At 28.6% G+C, this 21597-nt stretch carries 22 protein-coding genes; 7 read left to right on the top strand and 15 right to left on the bottom strand.

The genetic code is table 11. From position 1 onward, the window contains the following. The 11 genes from LN42_RS01590 to LN42_RS01540 form a co-directional block, all read right to left on the bottom strand. Window positions 1–453, bottom strand: a complete 453-nt coding sequence (locus tag LN42_RS01590) for an HPP family protein (RefSeq protein ID WP_014295785.1) — start codon at window positions 451–453, stop codon at window positions 1–3. Then, complete coding sequence (locus LN42_RS01585; RefSeq protein WP_014295784.1) at window positions 453–1409, bottom strand: 1-phosphofructokinase family hexose kinase; 957 nt, start codon at window positions 1407–1409, stop codon at window positions 453–455. Before LN42_RS01585 ends, LN42_RS01590 begins: the two co-directional genes overlap by 1 nt. 71 nt (window positions 1410–1480) lie before the next feature. Next, window positions 1481–2980, bottom strand: coding sequence for a murein biosynthesis integral membrane protein MurJ (gene murJ, locus LN42_RS01580; protein WP_014295783.1), 1500 nt, complete (start codon window positions 2978–2980; stop codon window positions 1481–1483). A 54-nt stretch (window positions 2981–3034) separates the two neighbouring features. Continuing rightward, window positions 3035–3409 (bottom strand): CoA-binding protein, encoded by a 375-nt coding sequence (locus tag LN42_RS01575; protein WP_041638713.1) that lies wholly within the window; start codon window positions 3407–3409, stop codon window positions 3035–3037. A 14-nt stretch (window positions 3410–3423) separates the two neighbouring features. Beyond that, window positions 3424–4332, bottom strand: coding sequence for an AEC family transporter (locus tag LN42_RS01570; protein WP_014295781.1), 909 nt, complete (start codon window positions 4330–4332; stop codon window positions 3424–3426). 4 nt (window positions 4333–4336) lie between these two features. Further along, window positions 4337–5524, bottom strand: a complete 1188-nt coding sequence (locus LN42_RS01565; RefSeq protein ID WP_050899147.1) for a L,D-transpeptidase family protein — start codon at window positions 5522–5524, stop codon at window positions 4337–4339. Continuing rightward, window positions 5451–6659: a bifunctional phosphopantothenoylcysteine decarboxylase/phosphopantothenate--cysteine ligase CoaBC gene (gene coaBC, locus LN42_RS01560; protein WP_075780177.1), complete on the bottom strand. Its 1209-nt coding sequence runs from the start codon at window positions 6657–6659 to the stop codon at window positions 5451–5453. Before coaBC ends, LN42_RS01565 begins: the two co-directional genes overlap by 74 nt. Continuing rightward, window positions 6640–8046 (bottom strand): glutamate--tRNA ligase, encoded by a 1407-nt coding sequence (gene gltX, locus LN42_RS01555; protein ID WP_075780176.1) that lies wholly within the window; start codon window positions 8044–8046, stop codon window positions 6640–6642. Before gltX ends, coaBC begins: the two co-directional genes overlap by 20 nt. After that, window positions 8043–8567, bottom strand: coding sequence for a TIGR00725 family protein (locus LN42_RS01550; protein ID WP_075780175.1), 525 nt, complete (start codon window positions 8565–8567; stop codon window positions 8043–8045). The genes gltX and LN42_RS01550 overlap by 4 nt, the downstream gene beginning before the upstream one ends. Window positions 8568–8572: 5 nt before the next feature. After that, window positions 8573–9283 (bottom strand): LPS export ABC transporter ATP-binding protein, encoded by a 711-nt coding sequence (lptB, locus tag LN42_RS01545; RefSeq protein ID WP_014295776.1) that lies wholly within the window; start codon window positions 9281–9283, stop codon window positions 8573–8575. A 4-nt stretch (window positions 9284–9287) separates the two neighbouring features. Further along, complete coding sequence (locus tag LN42_RS01540) at window positions 9288–9797, bottom strand: OmpH family outer membrane protein (protein WP_014295775.1); 510 nt, start codon at window positions 9795–9797, stop codon at window positions 9288–9290. 273 nt (window positions 9798–10070) lie between these two features. Here LN42_RS01540 and LN42_RS01535 point away from each other — a divergent pair, with 273 nt between their 5' ends. Beyond that, window positions 10071–11696: a putative manganese-dependent inorganic diphosphatase gene (locus LN42_RS01535; RefSeq protein ID WP_014295774.1), complete on the top strand. Its 1626-nt coding sequence runs from the start codon at window positions 10071–10073 to the stop codon at window positions 11694–11696. A gap of 243 nt (window positions 11697–11939) precedes the next feature. Beyond that, window positions 11940–12449, top strand: coding sequence for a hypothetical protein (locus LN42_RS01530; RefSeq protein WP_014295773.1), 510 nt, complete (start codon window positions 11940–11942; stop codon window positions 12447–12449). A gap of 55 nt (window positions 12450–12504) precedes the next feature. Here the strand turns inward: LN42_RS01530 and LN42_RS01525 are convergent, their stop codons facing one another. From LN42_RS01525 to obgE, 4 genes are read right to left on the bottom strand one after another with little or no spacing between them, the layout of a single operon-like run. Then, window positions 12505–13686 (bottom strand): class I SAM-dependent rRNA methyltransferase, encoded by a 1182-nt coding sequence (locus tag LN42_RS01525; RefSeq protein ID WP_014295772.1) that lies wholly within the window; start codon window positions 13684–13686, stop codon window positions 12505–12507. A 40-nt stretch (window positions 13687–13726) separates the two neighbouring features. Then, complete coding sequence (locus LN42_RS01520) at window positions 13727–14518, bottom strand: shikimate dehydrogenase (protein WP_083635616.1); 792 nt, start codon at window positions 14516–14518, stop codon at window positions 13727–13729. A 9-nt stretch (window positions 14519–14527) separates the two neighbouring features. Continuing rightward, window positions 14528–15085 carry a nicotinate (nicotinamide) nucleotide adenylyltransferase gene (gene nadD, locus LN42_RS01515; RefSeq protein ID WP_014295770.1) on the bottom strand — a complete coding sequence of 186 codons (558 nt, stop codon included), beginning with the start codon at window positions 15083–15085 and terminating at the stop codon, window positions 14528–14530. A 5-nt stretch (window positions 15086–15090) separates the two neighbouring features. Continuing rightward, a complete protein-coding gene (obgE, locus tag LN42_RS01510) occupies window positions 15091–16419 on the bottom strand; it encodes a GTPase ObgE (protein WP_014295769.1) in 1329 nt (442 codons plus the stop codon). A 65-nt stretch (window positions 16420–16484) separates the two neighbouring features. Between obgE and LN42_RS01505 the strand changes: the two genes are divergently transcribed. The 5 genes from LN42_RS01505 (at window position 16485) to efp (ending at window position 21586) form a co-directional block, all read left to right on the top strand. Next, the gene (locus LN42_RS01505; RefSeq protein WP_014295768.1) at window positions 16485–16730 is read left to right on the top strand and encodes a DUF370 domain-containing protein; all 246 of its coding nucleotides are present in this window, start codon (window positions 16485–16487) and stop codon (window positions 16728–16730) included. Window positions 16731–16732: 2 nt separating this feature from the next. After that, a complete protein-coding gene (clpP, locus tag LN42_RS01500; protein ID WP_041638420.1) occupies window positions 16733–17323 on the top strand; it encodes an ATP-dependent Clp endopeptidase proteolytic subunit ClpP in 591 nt (196 codons plus the stop codon). 117 nt (window positions 17324–17440) lie between these two features. Continuing rightward, entirely contained in the window at window positions 17441–19855 is a 2415-nt protein-coding gene (mutS, locus tag LN42_RS01495; protein ID WP_232223912.1) for a DNA mismatch repair protein MutS, read from the top strand. Between the two features lie 61 nt (window positions 19856–19916). Beyond that, window positions 19917–20999: a Xaa-Pro peptidase family protein gene (locus LN42_RS01490; RefSeq protein WP_075780174.1), complete on the top strand. Its 1083-nt coding sequence runs from the start codon at window positions 19917–19919 to the stop codon at window positions 20997–20999. Window positions 21000–21028: 29 nt separating this feature from the next. Continuing rightward, window positions 21029–21586 (top strand): elongation factor P, encoded by a 558-nt coding sequence (efp, locus tag LN42_RS01485; RefSeq protein WP_014295764.1) that lies wholly within the window; start codon window positions 21029–21031, stop codon window positions 21584–21586. Window positions 21587–21597: the final 11 nt, after the last annotated feature.

The following is a 21597-nucleotide window of genomic DNA, read 5'->3' as shown; positions in this document are numbered from 1 at the left end:
TTATTCCTCCAAAATACCCTTTGCTGCTAAACTTAAAAGTTTAATTCTTCTTACAATACCAATAAGCCTGTTATCATAATCAACAACAGGAACTATTTTTAAACTCTTTTTTATTATTACATCGGCAACATGTAAAGCTGTGTCGTCATAATAAACTTTTGTAGGATTTTTATCCATTATTTCTGAAACGGGTTTGTTTAAAATATGACCTAATCCTTTTATGAATTGTTGAGAATCAGGGATAAATGAAGTAGATTGCATTAGAGATAAATATCCCGGGATAGAAGCTTTTATTACCATTGATTCGCTTAATAATCCAACGAGGTGAAATTCGGAATCTACAACAGGCAACGCTGAGTATCCATGCCTTTCACATAAAGTTATAAATCTATCTATAGTTACGTCCTCTGCTAAGGAAGTTACATCTTTTAACATAATATCTTCTACTTTCATTATTTCACCTTCTTTACTTCAAAGTAATTTAGATATTTATGAATCTCTTCTATATCTTCAATATACTTTTCGATATGATGAACTTTGGCAATAGCAGTTGCCATACCAAATTTTGCAGCTTCAAGGTAATTATATCCATTCTTTAATATATAATATATAATTCCTGTCATGAAAGAGTCACCAACACCAAATAAATGAGATCTATCAACATTTTCTTCTAATTTGAATAACCAGATTCCTTCAGGGGTTGCAATTATATCTCCTTCAACATGATAACTGAGAACAGCTAATTTTGCGCCATGTTTTATAATATCTTCTGCAGCATATACATAGTCATCCATTTCTTTTAATTCTCTATCAAAATATTTTTTCTCTCTTCTTAAGTCAATTCTTACTACCATAGGACATGATTTTTCAATTGCCTCGTTAAAATGAGGACCATTTGCTTCCATATATGTTGTAACCCCATTTTTCTTTGCAAGTTCAAACATTCTTGCATAGATATCAACTGGTGCATTAGGTGGAATGCTTCCAGAAATTAAAACATGTTCTACAAGAGAAAGTGAATTTTTATATCTTTGAATCATATGGTTAATATCTATTTCCTGAAGTTTTGGACCACTTGAATTAATTTGAGTAATTGTGTGATTTTTCAGGTCCAATATAGCGATATTTTCACGAGTTTCTTCCTCAACAAAAACAAAGTTTGCAGTTATATTTTTATCTTCGAGTAATTTTTCTAAAAACACTCTTCCAACAAATCCGCCTAAAAAACCCAAGGCCATGTTTTCAACGCCTAATTTACTAAGCATTTTTGATACATTGATACCTTTTCCACCAGGTTCCATTACAGAATTAGATGGATTAGAAATTCTAAACATATGTCCGCATTTAAAGTCTTCTACGATTATTTCTCTATCTAGTGAAGGATTTAATGTTACGGTCATTACATCCATAATTTAGCCCCCTCAAAATTATTTGTTATATTCATCTTTATTATACCACAAATGTCAAATTTTGTGAATTTTTAACCATTTTTTTTGAGTTTATTTTTTAGCATTTTTGATATTTCGGTGAAGTATTTACAATTTAGCAAATATGCCGCAACAGCGTATATTATCATTCCTTCAATAACAAGTATAAGTGTGTAGATGTTTGATATATATAATTTCTTTGATATATATAATATTGTTCCCATAATAAATGATGCAATAAAGATTTTTAATACTTCAATTATGTCATTTTTATCAAAATGTGCAAATAAATCCCAACCCAGAATTATCATACCAATCATTCCTGAAATTGATGTTGCCAAACCAATTCCGGCAGTTCCAAAATATTTAGCAAGTATAATATCGAGTATTATGTTAATTGTAACCATTATAAATGAAATTTTTGTTGGTTTTTTGGAGTCTAATTTTGAATAATAATTTCTTACAAGAATACCGTGAATGGAATAGAAAACAATACCAATAGAATATGCAATTAATGTGTAGGCAGTTGCTGTTGTATCATTTGAAGTAAAGCTACCATGCTGATATATTAATTTAATTATTTCTTTGCTTAATATAATTAATCCAGATGCAGCGGGAATTGTTAAAAATAAGGATATGATTATCGCTTCTTTAAACTCTTTTACAAAATTTTCCATATCATCTTTTGCAGATAATTTAGATAATCTTGGAAGAATAACGTTTGCGATGCTCACAGAAAAAATTGCTAAAGGCAATTGATATAATCTTAATGCATATTGAATAGTTGCAACTCCACCTTCTCCAGTCCAGGTTGCAACATTTGTATCCACAATACTATTAATATGAGAAATGGCAACACCAAATAATGCAGGAATAAACATTACCATTATTTCGTTTATATAGTCTTTTTTTATAACAGGATAATATTTAAAATATTTTTTCTTATGTACGTAAATATAAACAAAGAATAATTGAAAAAATCCGCCAAGGAGAAACCCAATTGTTGGACCTAAAATTTTAATAGGAAAATATACAGAAAATAAAATACCTAATATGGTAAAAACATTGGTTATTGCTGGTGATACTCCCGAGATAAAGAAATTGCTTTCATTATGTAAAATACTGGCAAATATCGACCATATGGAAATAAAAGTAATAAATGGAAATGTGATTTTCATTAAAAAGGCAGAAAGGTTTAAATATTCTTTATCTAAACCACTTCCGAGTATTTTAGCAAAAATTGGTGAATAAAAAAATACTAGAATATATAGAGAAAATGTGATTAAAAATAAAATATTTATTGCGGTGCTTGCAAATAGATCAGCCTCTTTTCCTTTTTTTCTATTGTATAAAGGAATGAATACAGTAGAAAAAGCACCTTCAGCAAATATTCTTCTTAGAAAAAATGGAAGAAGTATTGCTATAATATAGGCATCATATTCTCCACTTCTTCCAAAGTAATATGCGAAAAGCATATCTCTGAATAATCCAAGAAAACGACTTACCATTGTGGCAGATGCAAATATTGCGGTGTATTTTAAAATCCCAGACATTATAACAGCCCCTTTTTATTTACTATTATAAAAGAAAGCCCTTTAATAGGGCTTTTATATTGTTTCAACCATTATACATTTATAGAACAGGTAATCAACTTCTGGATCATTTAATGAATCCAAGAATTCTTTGATTTCCTGAGATTCGGCACCTGGTTGATACCAGAATTTTTTAAATCCATTTTTATAAGCCTCTTTTGTAATTTCTAATCCAATTTTAGGCGGGACAACAAAGTTTAAAACATCAACTTCTGGTAATTCATTAACTGATTTATATGTTTTAATTCCTTCTATTTCATCATAATTTGGAGTTACTGGTAATACTTCATATCCTTTTTTTACAAGGTCTTTTAAGATTTTATATCCAAATTTTGATTTATTTGTTGTGGCACCTATTAACGCGATTTTTTTTATTTTTGATATATCTATCATATTAATTCCTCCTAAAGATTAATAAGATAATATAATAATGGAACAGTTAAAATTGATAATAGAGTACTTACAAAAACAAGCAAATTACCTAATGCAGGATTTATCTTTAATTCTTCAGTAATAAATGATACATTCATTCCAACAGGCATTCCTGCTTCAATTACAAATATCGCTCCAAGAATAGGGTCAAATTTTAATAGTTTTACTATAAAAATGGCGAGAACTGGAAATACAATTAATCTGAAAAAAGTAGTTAAAATGGTATCGTATAAATCATAGATTTTAATTTTTATTTTTGATAAAGAAACACCGATGTTTATAAGAATGATCACAATACTTGCATTTTTTATCATTTCAATTGGTTCAGAAATAACAGCTGGAAAGTTATACCAGAATATATTATTTGCACCTAATATCCATCCAATTAAGAATCCCCATAACATGGGTAATTTAACCATATTTAATAATCCTTTTTTTATATTTCCTGTAAGAATAACTATACCTATTGAAAATGAAAGTAATGTCATTGCAATAACGTAAATTACAGCTTTAGCAATATATTCATCTCCAAATAGTGCTCCAACAACGGGATATCCTAAATATCCGCCATTTGAAAACATCAATGCAAAAGATATAATTCCCCATTCAGATTTTATGAGGTTCAATTTTTTTAGGATAAATGGAATTAAAATAGCTAATATAAAAAGGATTATATATCCTGAAAAAAATACTTTCAATTCATCTGATTTTGGTGGATGAGAATTTATTGCTGTAAATGCTAAAACATTTCCTGCAACCCATATTGTAATTTTATTTAGAATTTTATTGTCATATTCTTCAAATGTTTTGCCGAGAATATATCCAATAGAGATTATAATGAAAAGAGGTAATACCTTGAAAAAAGCAAGAGAAAATAACATCTATTCACCTCACTGATTTTATAGCATATACTTCTGTTCCAATTCCTGTTAAAAAGTCGAGAAGTTCAACATCCTGATTAAATAATCTTATGCAGCCGTGAGAAATACGTTTCCCGATTTCCCATGGCTTTGTAGTACCATGAATTCCATATTGTTCTTCTGAGAGTTGTAACCATCTACTTCCAATTCCATTAATTATTGATCCCGGTTTTATGTATTCACCATACCAATATAATGCAGGTTCTTTTTCTTTATACATAATTCTATAATATCCAGGTGGTGTTGCATCGCTTCTTCCAACTGCAGCTGGAAAAGTTAAAACCTTTTCACCAAGATAATATAGATTTAAAATACTTTTATCAAGATCTACCGTAATAACCAAAGGACTTTCACCAAATCGTAATTTCCCTATTTTTAGTAACTGTCCGGAGTATATTTTTTTAGGATCTTTAATATTATTATATAGAACAATTTCACCGGGTTTTACTCCAAATTTTCGGGCGATTTTATATATTGAATCACCTTTTTTGACAAGATAATTGCTTATAAATTCAACTCTATAAGACGCTCCTTTAAGATTAGAAGAACCAAAAAACCAATCTTTTTTAAAGAATTTTATTTTTTTTGAAAAAGAGATTTTATATGTATTTTCATAGGTTATATCGAGAGTGTGAAATCCGTTATCAAGATTTTGTGGAAGATAGAAAATATTATTTTCAGTATTTAATAGTTCAATTTTATTATCAATTTTAATTCCTGTAATTTTGAATTCATTATTTGAATTATTTACAAGAACTCCTTTCCAGCCATCTGGTGTTTCAATTGTTGAAATTTCTGCATTTAAAGGTGTAGAAAAATATTTTAATTTAATAAAATTATGAAAAGTAAGAGTTTTATGACCATTTAAGGAATCAAATTCAATATTGAATGTGAGAATATCGTTTTTTGAAAAATCATTGATATTAATTTTTATTCCTATATACGATGGAGTTGTAGAATATTCAGGTATTACTCTGAATCCACCTGAATAAACGGATACATGCGGATTTATCATTTTTTCTTTTGTAATAAACTTTAAAAATATAATATTGTCATGAAAATCATCAATACTTAGAGTGTTAGCTATTAATAAGCTTTGAAATATAATCAGCAATATTAATAGCAATATTCTTTTTGGTGTTTTTTTCAACATGGGTAACATCTCCCAATTTATTAAGAATATAAACTTCATTATAATCCACATTAAAACCTGTTTCTGCTTTTGATACATCATTTGTAATAATCAAATCGCAATTTTTTTCTTTGAGTTTTTTCTTTGCATATTCAATGAGATTATTAGTTTCTGCGGCAAAGCCCACTAGTAATTGATTTTCTTTCTTTATTTTTCCTATTGTTTTTAAAATATCAGGATTTTTTATTAATTCTAAGGTTATTGAGTCTTTATCTTTCTTTATCTTTTGTTTTGAAGCATTTTTTACTTTGAAATCAGATACGGCAGCTGTCATTATTATAATATTCATATTTTCGTATTTATCTTTTGCTGCTTCTAACATTTCTTCAGCAGTAGTTATATTAATAATTTCTTTTATTAATGGAGAAGGTTTTAAGTTTGTAGGACCTGAAATTAATATTACTTCAGCTCCTCTTAATGCGAATTCTTTTGCAATTTCATATCCCATTTTTCCACTTGATTTATTTGTTATATTTCTTACAGGATCTATCGGCTCAACAGTAGGACCAGCAGTGATTAGTATTTTTTTTCCTTTGAAGTCTTGTGGAGATAAGAATTTTTCTATATATTCCATGATTATTTCATTGTCAGGATATCTTCCTTTTCCTATTTCGCCACATGCAAGATGACCAACTTCTGGTTCAACAATTGTCCAACCATCATTTTTTAAATTTTTCAAATTTCGTTGAAATGCTGGTGAATCATACATTCTTGTATTCATTGTTGGAACTACTATTTTCGCTTTTTTTCTAAAGGCTAAACCTATTAATGAAACAAGATCATCTGAAATTCCATTCGCAATTTTTGCAATTATATTTGAAGTAGCTGGTGCAACAACAAAAACATCGCTTTCCATTGAAAGCTGTGTGTGGGGAATCCAACCATCTTTAACTTCATTAAAGTAATCACTATAAACTGGACAATTTCCAACAGCAGAGAAAACTACAGGTGAAATCATTTTTTTTGCATCTTCTGTCATAACTATATTAAGTTGTGCATTTGTTTTTCTTAATCTTGATGCAAGATCTACTGCTTTGTATATAGCAATTCCGCTACTTACGCCAAGCGTAATTTTTTTATCCTTGAATCTGTTCATTTAAAAACACCTCTGTTTTTTTAAGACGAGAAATTGTTTTTTCTTTTCCCAATACGGCTATTGACTCGAATAATCCCGGAGTCACTAACTTTCCCAATACAGCCCCTCTAATTGTTTGAAATGTGTTCTTTTTGGAAGTGATTTTTAAATCGGCAATTTCTCTTATAGTTTTTTCAACGCTTTCTATTGTATATTCTTGTAATTCTTCAAATTTTGTTATAGTTGTTTTTAAAAGTTCTGGTGCCCATTCTTTTTTTAGAAACTTTTGTATGTATTTTTCATCATAATCATAATTGTCGTCGAAAAAGTTATATGAAAAATCTTTTAATTGTTTTAATGTGTTAATTTTTTCTCTTGAGATTTTTATTACTTCTTTTGAAAAATCTATGTCTTTTTCCAGCATATTAATAAATTCAATATCATTAATATATCCAAGCCATTCTTTAAGTTCAGAATATAATTCTTCTATATCCAATAATCTTAAATGTTTTCCACAAATCCATTCAAGTTTTTCATAATCAAATATAACACCTTTGTTAGAGATTTTTTCCGGAACAAAATTATCTATTTTATCTTTGAAATTAAAGATTTCATCTTCTATTGTCCAGCCCAATAAAGCAAGGTAGTTCATTAAAGCTGATTTTAAGTAACCTTCTTTTCTAAAAAAGTCAACAGTGGTGCCTCCATGTCTTTTGCTTAAAGGTTTTCTGTCATTTCCAAGGATTAAAGGGATATGCATAAATTCTGGAATATTCCAGTTAAAAGCCTGATATAATAATATCTGTTTTTGAGTATTTGAAATATGGTCTTCACCACGAATTACATGAGTAATTTCCATATAATGATCATCAATTACAACGGTAAAATTATATACGGGAATTCCATTTGATCTCAGGATTATAAAATCATCAATATATTCATTTTTAAATTCAATTTCTCCTTTTAAAAGGTCATTGAATCTTACAGAACCTTCTTTATTTATTTTAAATTTTACAACAATAGAAAAATCTTTTGTATTATATTCTTCAGGAAATTCATATGATTTGTGTATAACTTCTTCACCCTTATACACAGCATAATAAGCTTTTTCTTCTTTCAATAATTGATTTATATGTTCTTTATAAATTTCCAATCTTTCGCTTTGTCTATAAGGACCAAAATCTCCCCCTTTATCAGGTCCCTCATCCCAGTCAAGACCACACCATTTCATTGAATCAAGTATTTCATTTTCAAATTCTTTACTTGAACGTTCTAAATCTGTATCTTCAATACGCAGAATAAATTTTCCGTTATTTTTTTTTGCATATAACCAGTTAAATAAAGCTGTTCTAACTCCGCCAACATGTAAATGCCCAGTAGGGCTTGGAGCAAATCTTAGACGTATCATTTTTCAACCTCCATTTTTTTCAATAACTTTTCAAGTTCTTCTATGGTATTTACAGAATAAACTTTTGCTGTTTTTCTATTGTCAAGATATGTATTTTCTATTAAACATTTTTTTATTCTATCAGTCCATCCACCTGTGTTATTCATTAAAATAATAGGTTTTCCGTTTGCATATGCACCCAATAATTCAATGGCTGTACCAATTTCACCACCTATGCTAACAATTACATCAACGCTTTTTACAAGAACAAATGATCTCATTGAAAAATCCAGGCCGGTTTTTATGTGGTAATCTATATATTGATTTCCATCTATTTCCCAGGGAAGAATTCCCACAGTAACTCCGTTGCTTTCTTTAGCACCTTTTGAAACAATTTCCATAATTCCATTTCTTCCACCGCTATATAATATCCACCCATTTTTTGCAATCATTTTTCCAATTTCAAAGGTAATTTCAGAAAGATTTTTAATTTTTTCTTCGGTTAATTCTCCCGAATATCCAATCACTCCAATTTTCAACATTTATATCACCAACCCAGATAATTTTCAATAACTTTTTCATCTTTTAAAACTTCTTCAGGTTTTCCATGAGCAATAACATTACCTTTATGAACGACATATAATATATCAACAACTTCAGCAATTTCATCAACATTGTGATCTGTAACAATTACACCTAACCCTCTTTTAGAAAGAGATTTGATGATTTTTTGTATATCTTTTACTGTAATAGGATCAATTCCTACAAACGGTTCATCGAGAAGAATAAATTTAGGTTTCATTAGCAATGTTCTTGCAAACTCCAATCTTCTTTTTTCACCACCGGATAAGGAGTCAGCAATTTGATTTTTAAGTTCTAATATTCCAAATTCGCTTAATATATCTGTAATGATTTTTTCTTTGTTTTCAATTTTTAACATGGAAGCAATTAAATCCATGTTATCCCATACAGTTAAATTTCTAAAAACAGAAGGTTCCTGTGGAAGATATGCAATTCCATTCTTTGCACGTATATGTACAGGTAAATGAGTTATTTTAATATTGTCCAATAATACCTCACCGCTTTTAGGTACTACAATACCAAGAATAGTTTTAAATAAAGTAGATTTTCCGGCACCGTTGGGACCAAGGATCCCAACAATTTCACCAGTGCCGGCTTCAAAATCTACTCCATTTAAAACTATTTTTCTTCCATACTTTTTTATAATTTTTTTGCAAACAAGTGTATGTTTTTCCATCGAATTAATTTACACCCGCTGTTTTTAACATTTCAATAATTTGCGGAGTTATATCTACTAATTCATCAGCATATAAAACTGATGGTTCATATAATACTAAGTTGTAACCATTATCTTTAGCGTATTTCACTATTTTTTCTTTTACTTCTGCTAATAATTCATTTGTCTTCTTTGTGTATTCATCCTGAATAGCTTTTTGATATTCATTAATTCTTAACTGTAATTCCTGTTGTTTTTTTACCAATTCATCATTTGTAGCACCTGAGTTTTTTAAGTCTTCAAATTCTTTTTGTAATTTATTGATTTTTCCCTGATAATACTGTAAGTCGTTTTTGTATTTTTCCTGTAAGTCCTGCCATTTATAATAGGACTGAGTTACTTTTTCCATTTGTACAAATGCTATTTTTAAGTTTTTCCCTGTTTCTCTGGAATTTTCAGAAATTCCAATTTTAGGAATAAATAAAAATGCTGCAATAAGCGCTACTGCCACTAAGAGTTTTGAAGTTTTTTTCACCAAAAACACCTCCTGAAAAATTTTTAATCTCTGTATATTATATCATTATTTGTATAATTTAAAAAACATTTTTTTTGAAAAAAGATTATTTATTTCTTAATTTATAATACATGAACTTGAATAATAAATTGATATTAATCTTAACATTTTAGTATTATCATAATAATACCCCTATCCTCCTTAAAATAAATTAAGGAATTTCGGAGCGTAAGCTCCGTTTTTTTTATGTGGTAAAATGATATTATATTCTGTAAAAATTGTGAGGTGATATAAATGAAAAATGAAATATATGTAATAGGTCATAAACGTCCTGATACTGATAGTATTGCTGCTGCAATATCTTATGCTTATTTAAAGAATCAAATAGATAATGATAATACATATAAACCATATAGACTGGGAGATATAAATCCTGAAAGTAATTTTGTTTTGAATTATTTTAGCATAAATAAGCCGGAATTATTAGAACATGTATACATTCAAGTAAAAGATGCAATGGTAAAAGATGTTGTTTTAGCTAAAAGAGAATCAACAATATTTGAAATTGGAAACACGATGTTAGAGAAACATGTTAAGAGTATCCCAATTGTTGATGAAGAGAATAAATTAATAGGCCTTTTAACTGAAAGAGAATTAGCCAGAAATTTTTTGAAAGAAATACAGAATTTTACACTTGAAGAGAATCCACCAAAGGTTAAAGATATTATAAAAACAATGGATGCAAAATTAATTGTTGGAGATGAAAATAAAAAATTAATGGGTTGTCCAACAATTGGAGCAATGACAGCAGAAGAAGTTAAAAGATACTTAAAAAAGAATGATGTATTGATAACAGGAAATAGGGAAGATGTTCAAAAAATAGCACTGGAGAGTGGAGTAAGCTGTTTAATAATAACAGGGGATTTTATTCCTTCAAAAAAAATAATAAATCTTGCTGAAGAGAAAAATATTCCGATAGTTGTAACTCCTCATCCTACATATGTTGCAGGGAGGTTATTACGTCTAAGTACTCATGTGGAAAGAATAATGAGCAGAAATCCATTAACCACATCACCTGATGAAATACTAAAAGATTTTGAAGAGGAATTAATGCAGGATAAGAAAGGTGTTGCGGTTGTAGTAGATAAAAATGGATATGTAAAAGGTATTATAACAAGACATGATTTGATAAAACCAAAACAGAAAAAAGTTATATTAGTAGATCACTCGGAAAAATCCCAAAGTGTAGAAGGAATTGAAGAAGCTGAAATTCTTGAAATTGTGGATCATCATAGATTAGGAGGATTGGAAACAGGGCTTCCAATTACTGCTCATATTAGACCTGTAGGATGTACAAATACAATAATATGGGATTTATATAAAAAACACAATATTATTCCTCCAAAAGAAATCGCTGGTGTAATGCTTTCAGCAATATTATCAGATACCATGCTTTTAAAATCACCTACTACTACTGATGAAGATAAAAAAGCAGTTGAAGAAATTTCAAATTTATTAAAACTTGACGCTATAAATTATGGTATAGAAATGTATAAAGCTAAAACTGATCTTGAAGATTTTAGTGAAAAACAAATTTTAACAATAGATTTGAAAGAATCAAGATTATCTCGCGGAACCATTGCAATTGCTCAAATAGAGGTAATTGATGTAGAAAGTATTTTAAAAAGAAAGGATAAGATTTTAAATGAGATGGAAAAAATTGTAGAAGAAAGAGGATACATCTTATTTTTATTCCTTTTAACTGATGTTTTAAAAGAAGGTTCTTATATATTTGCAGCTGGTCAATATAAATTGGCTGAAAAAATATTTAGACGTGATTTTTCAGATAAAATATCCTATCTTGAAGGAATTGTATCAAGAAAAAAACAGGTAATGCCTCTTGTTTTCAGAAATACTTAGATTTACAAGAAACTCTGTATATCTATTATGGATATGCAGAGTTTTTTTTTATAAAAATACTTCAGATAACATCAAAAAAAACGTTTTTACAATATATTTCTTTGTAAATTAGTTTCAATAAATCATATTTAAATAGAAATAAATTAGAAAATAAAAATTAAAAGTTCTTTTTACTATTTTTTAACATTAATAATCGTATATTTTTGATATAATAAAAAATGAATTAAAAGATGGGGTGATTATATGGATCAAGTATTAAAGGAAAAGTTATGGGATTTTCTTGTTCTTTTTATTACTCTAATTGGAACAATATATATATTTACATCATTTGTTTTAGAATATATAAACAATAACATTATTTTTAAAGAACACTTTTATGGTTTTCTTAAAATCTTTGTAAATACAGTTGATTTAAAAAAGATAGTAATTTTTTCCGCTATTTTGTTATTTGTGATTATTTCTTTAGAAATGATTGCCAATATTTTAATTCTAAAAATATTAAGAGTCAAAATTGATAAAGTGAAGTTTTTTCTTGCTTTTCTTATAATAAATGGATTAACCTCTCTTATAAATATACTCATGTTATATTTAGTTAGTCCGTCAATTAAAACAGTTATTATTTTATATATTTTGATTACTCTTATTAATAATTTTCTGGTTTTTCAGGAAGATTTAGGGAAACAAAAACTCAAATATATAAAATTTCAGATATTCATATTTCTTATAATGAGTCTATTTGTAACTATAATTTAAAAACAGCGCTTTTGAAAGCGCTGTTTTTTTATAGATTATAGAGAACAAGAAATAATTACAATTTCATATTTTCAAGTTGGAAAATATAGAATTTAAGATATTCTGTTTCTAAAATATTATATACTACAGGATGATCTGGTGATTGATTTCCTTTAAATATTTGTCTTAATAATAGTTTATTATCTTTAGCTGCATCGAAAATGATTCTTTTGAATTCTTCGTCATATACCAATTGTGTACATGATGCCGTGGCAAATAAAGAACCATTTTTTGTTATTCTCATAGCTCTTAAATTTAATTCTTTATAACCTCTTATAGCATTTTTTATTGAACTTCTTGACTTGGCTAGAGATGGAGGATCAATAATAACAAAGTCAAAATAGATATTTGCGCCGTCAAATTTTCTAAGCTGATCAAATGTATTTGTTTCATATAAATCATATTTGTCCTTTGAGATATTATTTTCTTTTAAAGTTTTTTCAAGAACAAATAAAGCTCTATCAGAATAATCAAGGAATGTGACATGTTTTGCACCGCCAGATAATGCATGGATACCAAAATTTCCTGTATATGAAAATCCATCGAGAACATTTTTATCTTTAGCTAATTCTTTTACTTTAAGAGCGTTATATCTTTGATCTAAAAAGAATCCTGTTTTTTGTCCAAGCGTATCGGCAAAAAACTTTATTCCGTTGATTTCAAATGGAATCAATTCAGGGCCTGTTTTATATATCCACCCTTCAGTGTATTCGAATTCTTCTATTTTAGCACTTTTTTCATCATCTTTCTCGAAAATTCCCTTTGGATTAATGAGTTCTACTAACGAATCGATAATATGATTCTTGAGTTTATATATTCCAAGAGTATTAATTTGAATGACTAAATAATCATTGAATTTATCTACGATAAGTCCTGGGAAATAATCGCCTTCGCCAAATATTAATCTAAAGGTATTTTCATTACCAAAAATCATTTTTCTATAATCGATAGCTTTTTTAATTTTTCCTTTTATCCATTCTTTATCGATCTCTTCATTCTTTTTTGTTAAAAGTCTAACTCTTATTTTTGAGTTATCGTTAATATATCCTTTTCCAATGAAATTCTTATTATAAAAAACATTTACTATCTCGCCGTTAGCGTATTCTCCTTGAATTTCATTTATTTCATTTTCATATATCCAGGGATGGCCATTTACAACCCTGCTTTTAATTCCTTTTTTCAAATATACATTTGCCATAAAATCTCTCCTTATTTAAATAGATTCATAGAATATTATATCATTTTTTGAAGTTCTGAAAAGCTTTCTTAAATTTTGATTCATCGTATATATTCCATATTTTAAGATTTTCAATAGCCTGATAATACCACATTTTTTCACCGGTGATAAGGTTTATGTTTAATTCTTTTGCCAATTCTTGAAGAGGAGTATTATAATAAACAACGTCATATACGAGTTTAATGTTTTTCAAATATGAGGGTTCTATAGGCAATTTTTCATTAAACATGCCTAACGATGAAGCATTTATAAATATAGATGTATCTTTTAATTCATTGTTTAATTTTTCCAGCGGATATGGAATAATATTTATAATTTTCTGAAATTCAACTTTTAAATTTAAAGCCCTTTCATATGTTCTGTTAATTACTGTGACTTTATCGATACCTAATTTGTATAATCCATAAACAATGGCGCGTGCTACACCACCAGCGCCAAAAATTAATATTTTTCCATTTAAGTTATAATTTGATTCTTTTAATGAATTTATGAACCCGATCCAATCAGTGTTATAACCAATTTTATTGTAAATATTATTTATTGCTTTTAAAACTGAAGCGTCTTCTATAACATCAATATATTTCATTATTTTCTCTTTAAAAGGAACAGTGACATTTAGACCATCATAACTATTTAAAATTTTTTCAATTTCAAAATCAAAAAGTTCAGGATTAATAGTTATAGAATTATAAGAAGAATCACTATTTAGAAATTTAAAATATTCAGTATAAACTTTTTCTGAAAGGGTTATTTTATGAGGAAATTGTAGAATTCCTAATTTAATTTTATTCACCTCATTTTTCTAAAAAGTTTTTAAAATATCATCTACTATAGAATCTGATACCATTCCATAAATGCTGAGTTTTTTTCTAATTCTTTCTCTTATATTTGTTGAAGATATTTCTATTATTGGAGAATCTAAAAAGATATGTTCAATATTATAATTTTCAAATTTTAATTTTTCAGAAAATCTCTTATAAACAACAAGAGTAACATTTTTTAGTAATTCTTTCCATTTATACCATGTATGAAAGCTAATTAGTGAATCTTCGCCAATTAATAAATATATTTCGTCATTATATTTTTCTTTTAAAAATTTTACCGTTTGTAGTGTATAAGAAGGTTTATCAAGTTTTTCCTCAATTCTGGAAATTTCAAATCTTTCAGATGGAAAAGTATTTTTGCACCATTCAATTCGTTTGTCATAATTTGCAATATCTGAATTTTCAAGTTTATGTGGTGGAGTATAAGCCGGGATAATTAAAAATTTATCTGGTTTTAAATAATCATATGCATATTCGGCTATAATTCTATGTCCAATGTGAGGTGGATTAAATGTTCCACCAAATATTACAATCATTTATATCACTCCATATATTCAAATGCGAAATCACCAAGATAAACGGTATCTCCTTCTTTTACACCGACTTTCTTAAGGAATCTTTCTAAACCGCTTTTTTCAAGTATTTGTAAAATCTTCAGCCTTGCATCTTTTTGGTCAATAGGATATTTTTTCAATAACACTTCAACATCATGACCGGTAATTTCATAAACACCTTCATCCCATTTGATAATTTCAAATCTAACTTTTTTAGGTATATCAACATCTACAGGTTTAATTTTTAATTTTATTTTATCAGGAGCATTTTTTAAAGATTCAAGTATCTGCTTTTGCCTATCTATACGCATTTCTTTGATTGTATCCCATATAGTATTTAAAAGTAAATCTATATTCTTTCTTGTAGCAGCGGAAATAGGAATGATTTTTTTGCCCAATTTTTCTTCAAGTTTATTTAACCTTTTTTCTAATTCGTCTTCAGGTAATAAATCAATTTTGTTTACTGCTATGATTTCAGGTTTTTTAGCAAGTTCTTCAGAAAATTTTTCCAATTCCATTCGTATTGTATAATAATCATCTTCAGCTTTTCTTCCTTCGCTTTCTGAAATGTCGAGTATATGCACTAAACAATAACATCTTTCAACGTGTTTTAGAAATTTATCTCCTAACCCAACGCCTTCATGAGCACCAGGGACTAATCCTGGAATATCTGCGACAACAAAAGAATTTCCATCACCCATATCAACAACACCAAGATTAGGTATTAAAGTAGTAAAATGATAATTAGCTATTTTGGGTCGAGCTCGTGAAATAACAGAAATTAAGGTAGATTTACCAACATTAGGATATCCTATAATTCCAACATCTGCTAAAACCTTTAATTCTAATCTTAAAACTCTTGATTCTCCTTCGATTCCCTTTTCTGCAATAGTTGGAGCCTGAACTCTGGAATTTGTAAAATGAATATTTCCTTTTCCTCCTTTTCCGCCGCGTGCGACTACAACATATTGATTTGGATATTTAAGATCGGCTATTAATTCATTAGTTTCATAATCATATACAAGGGTTCCAACAGGGACTTTTATTATTAAATCTTCACCGTTTCTACCATACATTTTCTTTCCCTGACCATTTTTTCCGTTTTCAGCTCTAAACTTCTTTTTATGTTTGAAATCCATTAATGTGTTTTTTTCTACAGTAGACATTATTATTACATTACCGCCATCACCACCATCACCGCCGTCAGGGCCGCCTTTTGGAATAAATTTCTCTCTTCTAAAACTTACAGCGCCATCGCCACCTTTGCCTCCGAATACGGTTATAATAACTTCATCTATAAAATTATTTTCACTCATTTTATCGCCTCCGTTTTGATTTTTTAATATTTTCAGTGTATAATATAAAGGATGGAGGTGAAAATATGGCTATCATAAATGTAACAAAAAACTCTTTTATTATCGCAGAAAGGATACATTCAATTATACCAGAAAAATTCTCCCATTTTAAGCGATTAAAGAAAGAACATAGAAATACTACAAGTCTTGTAGATTTAACCTATGGAAAAAGTGTGAAATCAATATTATTTACAGATAGCGGCCATATGTTTTTATTAGCAATACCAGTAAACAAGATTTTTGAAAAGATAAGGAGAGTGAATGAACAGTGAGCATGCCTATACCAGTTGTTGTTGAATCAAGTGGTAGATATGAAAGAGCTTATGATATTTATTCAAGACTTTTAAAAGATAGAATTATATTTCTTGGTTCAGAAGTTAATGATTATGTTTCTAATCTTATTGTAGCACAAATGCTGTTTCTTGAAGCTCAGGATCCAGAAAAAGATATTTATTTATATATAAACAGTCCTGGAGGTTCTATTACAGCAGGTCTTGCAATATATGATACTATGCAATATATAAAGCCAGATGTTTCTACAATTTGTATAGGTCAGGCTGCATCAATGGGTGCTGTGTTGTTAACTGCTGGTGCAAAAGGGAAAAGATTTGCTCTTCCAAATTCAAGGATTATGATTCATCAACCCTGGGGTGGAGCGCAGGGAACTGCAAAGGATATAGAAATACAGGCTCAGGAAATCTTAAGGATGAAGAAAATGTTAAATAAAATATTAAGCGAACATACAGGAAAAGATGTTTCTCAAATTGAAAAAGATGCAGATAGAGATTTCTTTATGTCTGCTGAAGAAGCAAAAGAATATGGATTAATTGATAAAGTAATAAAAAGTCGAAAAGAAATTAAATAAAATAACATTAATCAGGGCATTTTTGCCCTGATTAATAACATTATTATATGTAAAAATTCAGGGTGCGAAAGCACCCTGAAATAATGGGAAGGTGATATTATTAAAACTCTTACCCCTATGATGAGACAATATCTTGAAATAAAGGAAGATTACAAGGATTGTCTCGTTTTATTTAGACTAGGTGATTTTTATGAAACCTTTTTTGAAGACGCAAAAATAACCAGCGAAGCCCTTCAAATTACTTTAACCCAGAGAAATGGTCATCCTATGGCCGGTATTCCTCATCATGCGCTTGATAATTACTTAAAAAAACTGCTTGATCAGGGCTTTAAAGTGGCTATTTGTGAACAAATGGAGGATCCTTCAACAGCAAAAGGTATAGTAAAACGTGAGGTTACTCAGGTTTTAACTCCGGGTACAGTTGTTGAGGAAAATATGATAGATGAAAATAATAGATATTCGTTATTAATATATCCTGCTAAAAAAGGATATGTTTTTGTGATTTTTGATTTTAGTACAGGTGATTTGTATATAGACACATTTGAATATACTGAAAATGAAATTATGGACTTTATTTCTTCCTATTCATTTGTGCAAGTGTTATTAACAAACAATCTTAGAAATATAAAAAATAATATCAAAAATTCTTATCCAGGTTTGTACGTTGAAGAATTAGAAGATTGGTATTTCAATAAAAATAATATTGATATAGTTAAAGAAAGTTATGGAATATTAAACCCGGATGTTCTAAAATTAAATGATGAAGAAATTTATGCTCTTGGAGCTGTATTTAAATATCTTGAAGTTTCCCAAAAACAAAAAATAACGCATTTTTCATTTCCTAAAAGATTTAAAACATCTAATAATATGATTCTTGATTCAACGACTATTTTAAATCTCGGATTATTACCAAATAAAGAAACTAAAGGAAAAACATTATATGATGTATTGAAGTTTACAAAAACTTCAATGGGTGCAAGGCATCTTCAACAGTGGATATCAAAGCCATTAATATCAAAAAAAGAAATAGAAGAAAGGCAGGATATTCTGGAAATATTTAGAAATGATCAGCTGGTTATGGAAGAATTAAAGGAGTATCTTTCTGCTGTAAGAGATGTTGAAAGAATTGCATCAAGAATTTCTTTAATGAAAGCTACTCCGCGCGATTTAACGGCATTAAAAACAACATTAGAAGTAATTCCATATATAAATGAATTACTTCTAATGTTAGGTCTTGAAACTCTTGAAGAGTTTTTTGAATTAAAAGAATTACTAAAACGTGCAATAGTAGATGAGCCTTCCAATCAAATTGGTAAAGGAAAAGTAATAAAAGAAGGATTTAATGAGGAGCTTGACCAATATAAAAAAATATTTGAAAAATCTTCAGATTTTCTAAAGGAAATAGAAATAAAAGAAAAAGAAAAAACTGGAATTACCAATCTTAAAGTAGGAAGAAATAAAATATATGGTTTTTATATTGAAGTTACAAAAGCAAACAGCGATAAAGTGCCCGGGTATTATATAAGAAAACAAACTTTGGTTAATTCTGAAAGGTATATTACAGAAGAACTTAGAGAGTTAGAAGAAAAATTTAGTATAGCAGAAAAGAAGATAGATGAACTTGAAAAGAGGATTTTTGAAGATTTAATAAGGGATTTACAAAGATATGTAAAAACACTTAAAATATTTGCTGAAAATATTTCAAAAATAGATATTTTACGTGGTTTTGCAGAAGCCTCGATTAAATATAATTATGTGAGACCTATATTTTCTGATAATAAATTTATTATAAAAAATGGAAGGCATCCTGTAGTAGAAAGGTTTGTAGAACAATTCACGCCAAATGATATAATGCTTGATGAAAATAAGAGATTTGTTATTTTAACTGGACCAAATATGAGTGGTAAATCTACATATTTAAGGCAAATTGGAATTATCTCAATAATGGCACAAATAGGATCATTTGTTCCGGCTGAATATGCTGAAATGCCTATATTAAACAATATATATACGAGAATAGGTGCAAAAGATGATGTTGTAAGCGGGAAATCAACCTTTCTTGTGGAAATGTCAGAGGTTTCAAGTATTCTAAATAATGCTGACGAAAAAAGTCTTGTTCTTCTTGATGAAGTTGGAAGGGGAACGGGAACAATAGATGGAATAAGTGTTGCATGGGCGACATCCGAATATATATATCAGATTTTAAAATCATATACTATTTTTGCTACACATTATATGGAGCTTACTATGTTGGCGGATTTTTATGATGGGATTTTAAATAAAAGAGTAAAGGTTATGGAAACAGAATCAGGTATAATATTTATGCATAAAATAGAAGATGGAATTAGTGATAAAAGTTATGGTATAGAAGTAGCGAAACTTGCAGGATTACCGGCAGAAGTTGTTTCACGTGCAAAAGAGGTTATGGAAGAAATTTCAAACAAAACTGAATTTGAAAATAAATTAAAGAGTATGAAAAAAATAAAACATAGAAAGTATCAAAAAAATACCAAACAATTAAAACTTTTTTAGCCTAACTATGATATAATATATTTTAGTGTTTTATTAAAATATTTATGAAAGGGGATAGATCATGTTTTTTGACAGAATCAATCTCTTAAGAGAAAAAATGGCAAATAAAGGTTTAGATGGATATTTAATTATTAATATTGAAAGCTCTTCAAAACCATCATCATACTATTTAACAGGATTTACCGGATCTTTTTCTGTTGTTTTAATAACAGAAAAAGAAGTAAAGTTTATGACAGATGGAAGATACATAGAACAGGCTACAAAACAAACAGGAGAAAAACCAATTATCTTAAAAGGAAAATTGGAAGAAGAAATAAAAAAACTTATTGAATTACCTGAAGGAGCAAAAATAGGATTTGAAGCTAACACTGTTTCTTCTCATATATATTTAAATATATTAATGAAATTTGAAAAATATACATTTATTCCAGCTGAAGAACTTTTATTGGAATTAAGAAGAACAAAATCAATGGAAGAAGTAGAATATATAAAAAAAGCTGTTGAAATAGCTGAAAAAGCTTTGCAAGAAACATTGGATACATTTAAATTAGGAATGACAGAAAAAGAATTTGCAGCAAAACTTGAATATAATATGAAAATTTTCGGTTCAGACACTTATGCATTTGAAACAATAGTTGCATCAGGTCCAAGAGGTGCTTTACCTCATGGGATTGCATCAGATAAAACTATTAATAAAGGTGAATTGGTAGTAATTGACTTTGGAGCATATGCAAATGGTTATAATTCAGATATTACAAGAACCATTGCTATTGGTGAAATTTCAGAAAAACATAGAGAAATATATGAAATAGTTTTAAAGGCACAGAAAGCTGCTGTTGCAGGTGTAAAACCTGGATTGGCATATTCTGAAATAGATAAGATAGCAAGAGACATTATTTCTGAAGCAGGGTATGGTGAATATTTCTCACATGGACTTGGACATGGAGTAGGGCTTGAAGTTCATGAAAGTCCAAGAGTATCTAAATTATCAACTGAAACCTCACAACCTGGTGATATAATTACAATAGAACCGGGAATCTATATTCCAGGAGAAGTTGGAATAAGAATTGAAGATGATGTATTGGTAACAGAAGATGGTTATGAATTATTAACAACTTTTGATAAAAATCTTATTATAATATAAAAAAGAAAAAAGATAGGAGGAATGTAAGAATGGTAGTAGTTGGAGATTTAAAAAAAGGAATGATTATACTTTTAGATGGGGAATTATACAGAGTATTAGGAATGCAGAAACATTTCACAGGTAGAGGTAGTGGAATAATAAAAACAAAATTAAAGAATATAAAAACAGGTTATGTAATAGATAAAAATTTCAACTCTGGTGAAAAGGTTGAAGAAGCTGCTCTTGAATATAGACCAGCTGAATACTTATATCACGATGGAGATAGTTATGTATTCATGGATTTAAACACATATGAGCAATATTTATTATCAGAAGAAGATGTTGCAGATGCTAAAGATTATTTAATAGACAATCTCGAAGTTACTTTAACATTCTATGATGAAAAACCTGTTGGAATAGTATTGCCAACAGTTGTGGTACTTGAAGTTGTTGAAACAGAACCTAATTTTAAAGGAGATACTGCTTCAGGAGGAGGAAAACCAGCAATTTTACAGACTGGATTAAAAACAACAGTTCCATTTTTTGTTGAAGTGGGACAAAAAGTAAAAGTAGACACAAGAACCGGTGAATATATTGAAAGAGCCTGAGAAGGGAGGGA

This window comes from Marinitoga sp. 1137, assembly GCF_001941525.1.
Lineage (GTDB): Bacteria > Thermotogota > Thermotogae > Petrotogales > Petrotogaceae > Marinitoga > Marinitoga piezophila.
This window is presented reverse-complemented; position numbering and strand designations above follow the sequence as displayed.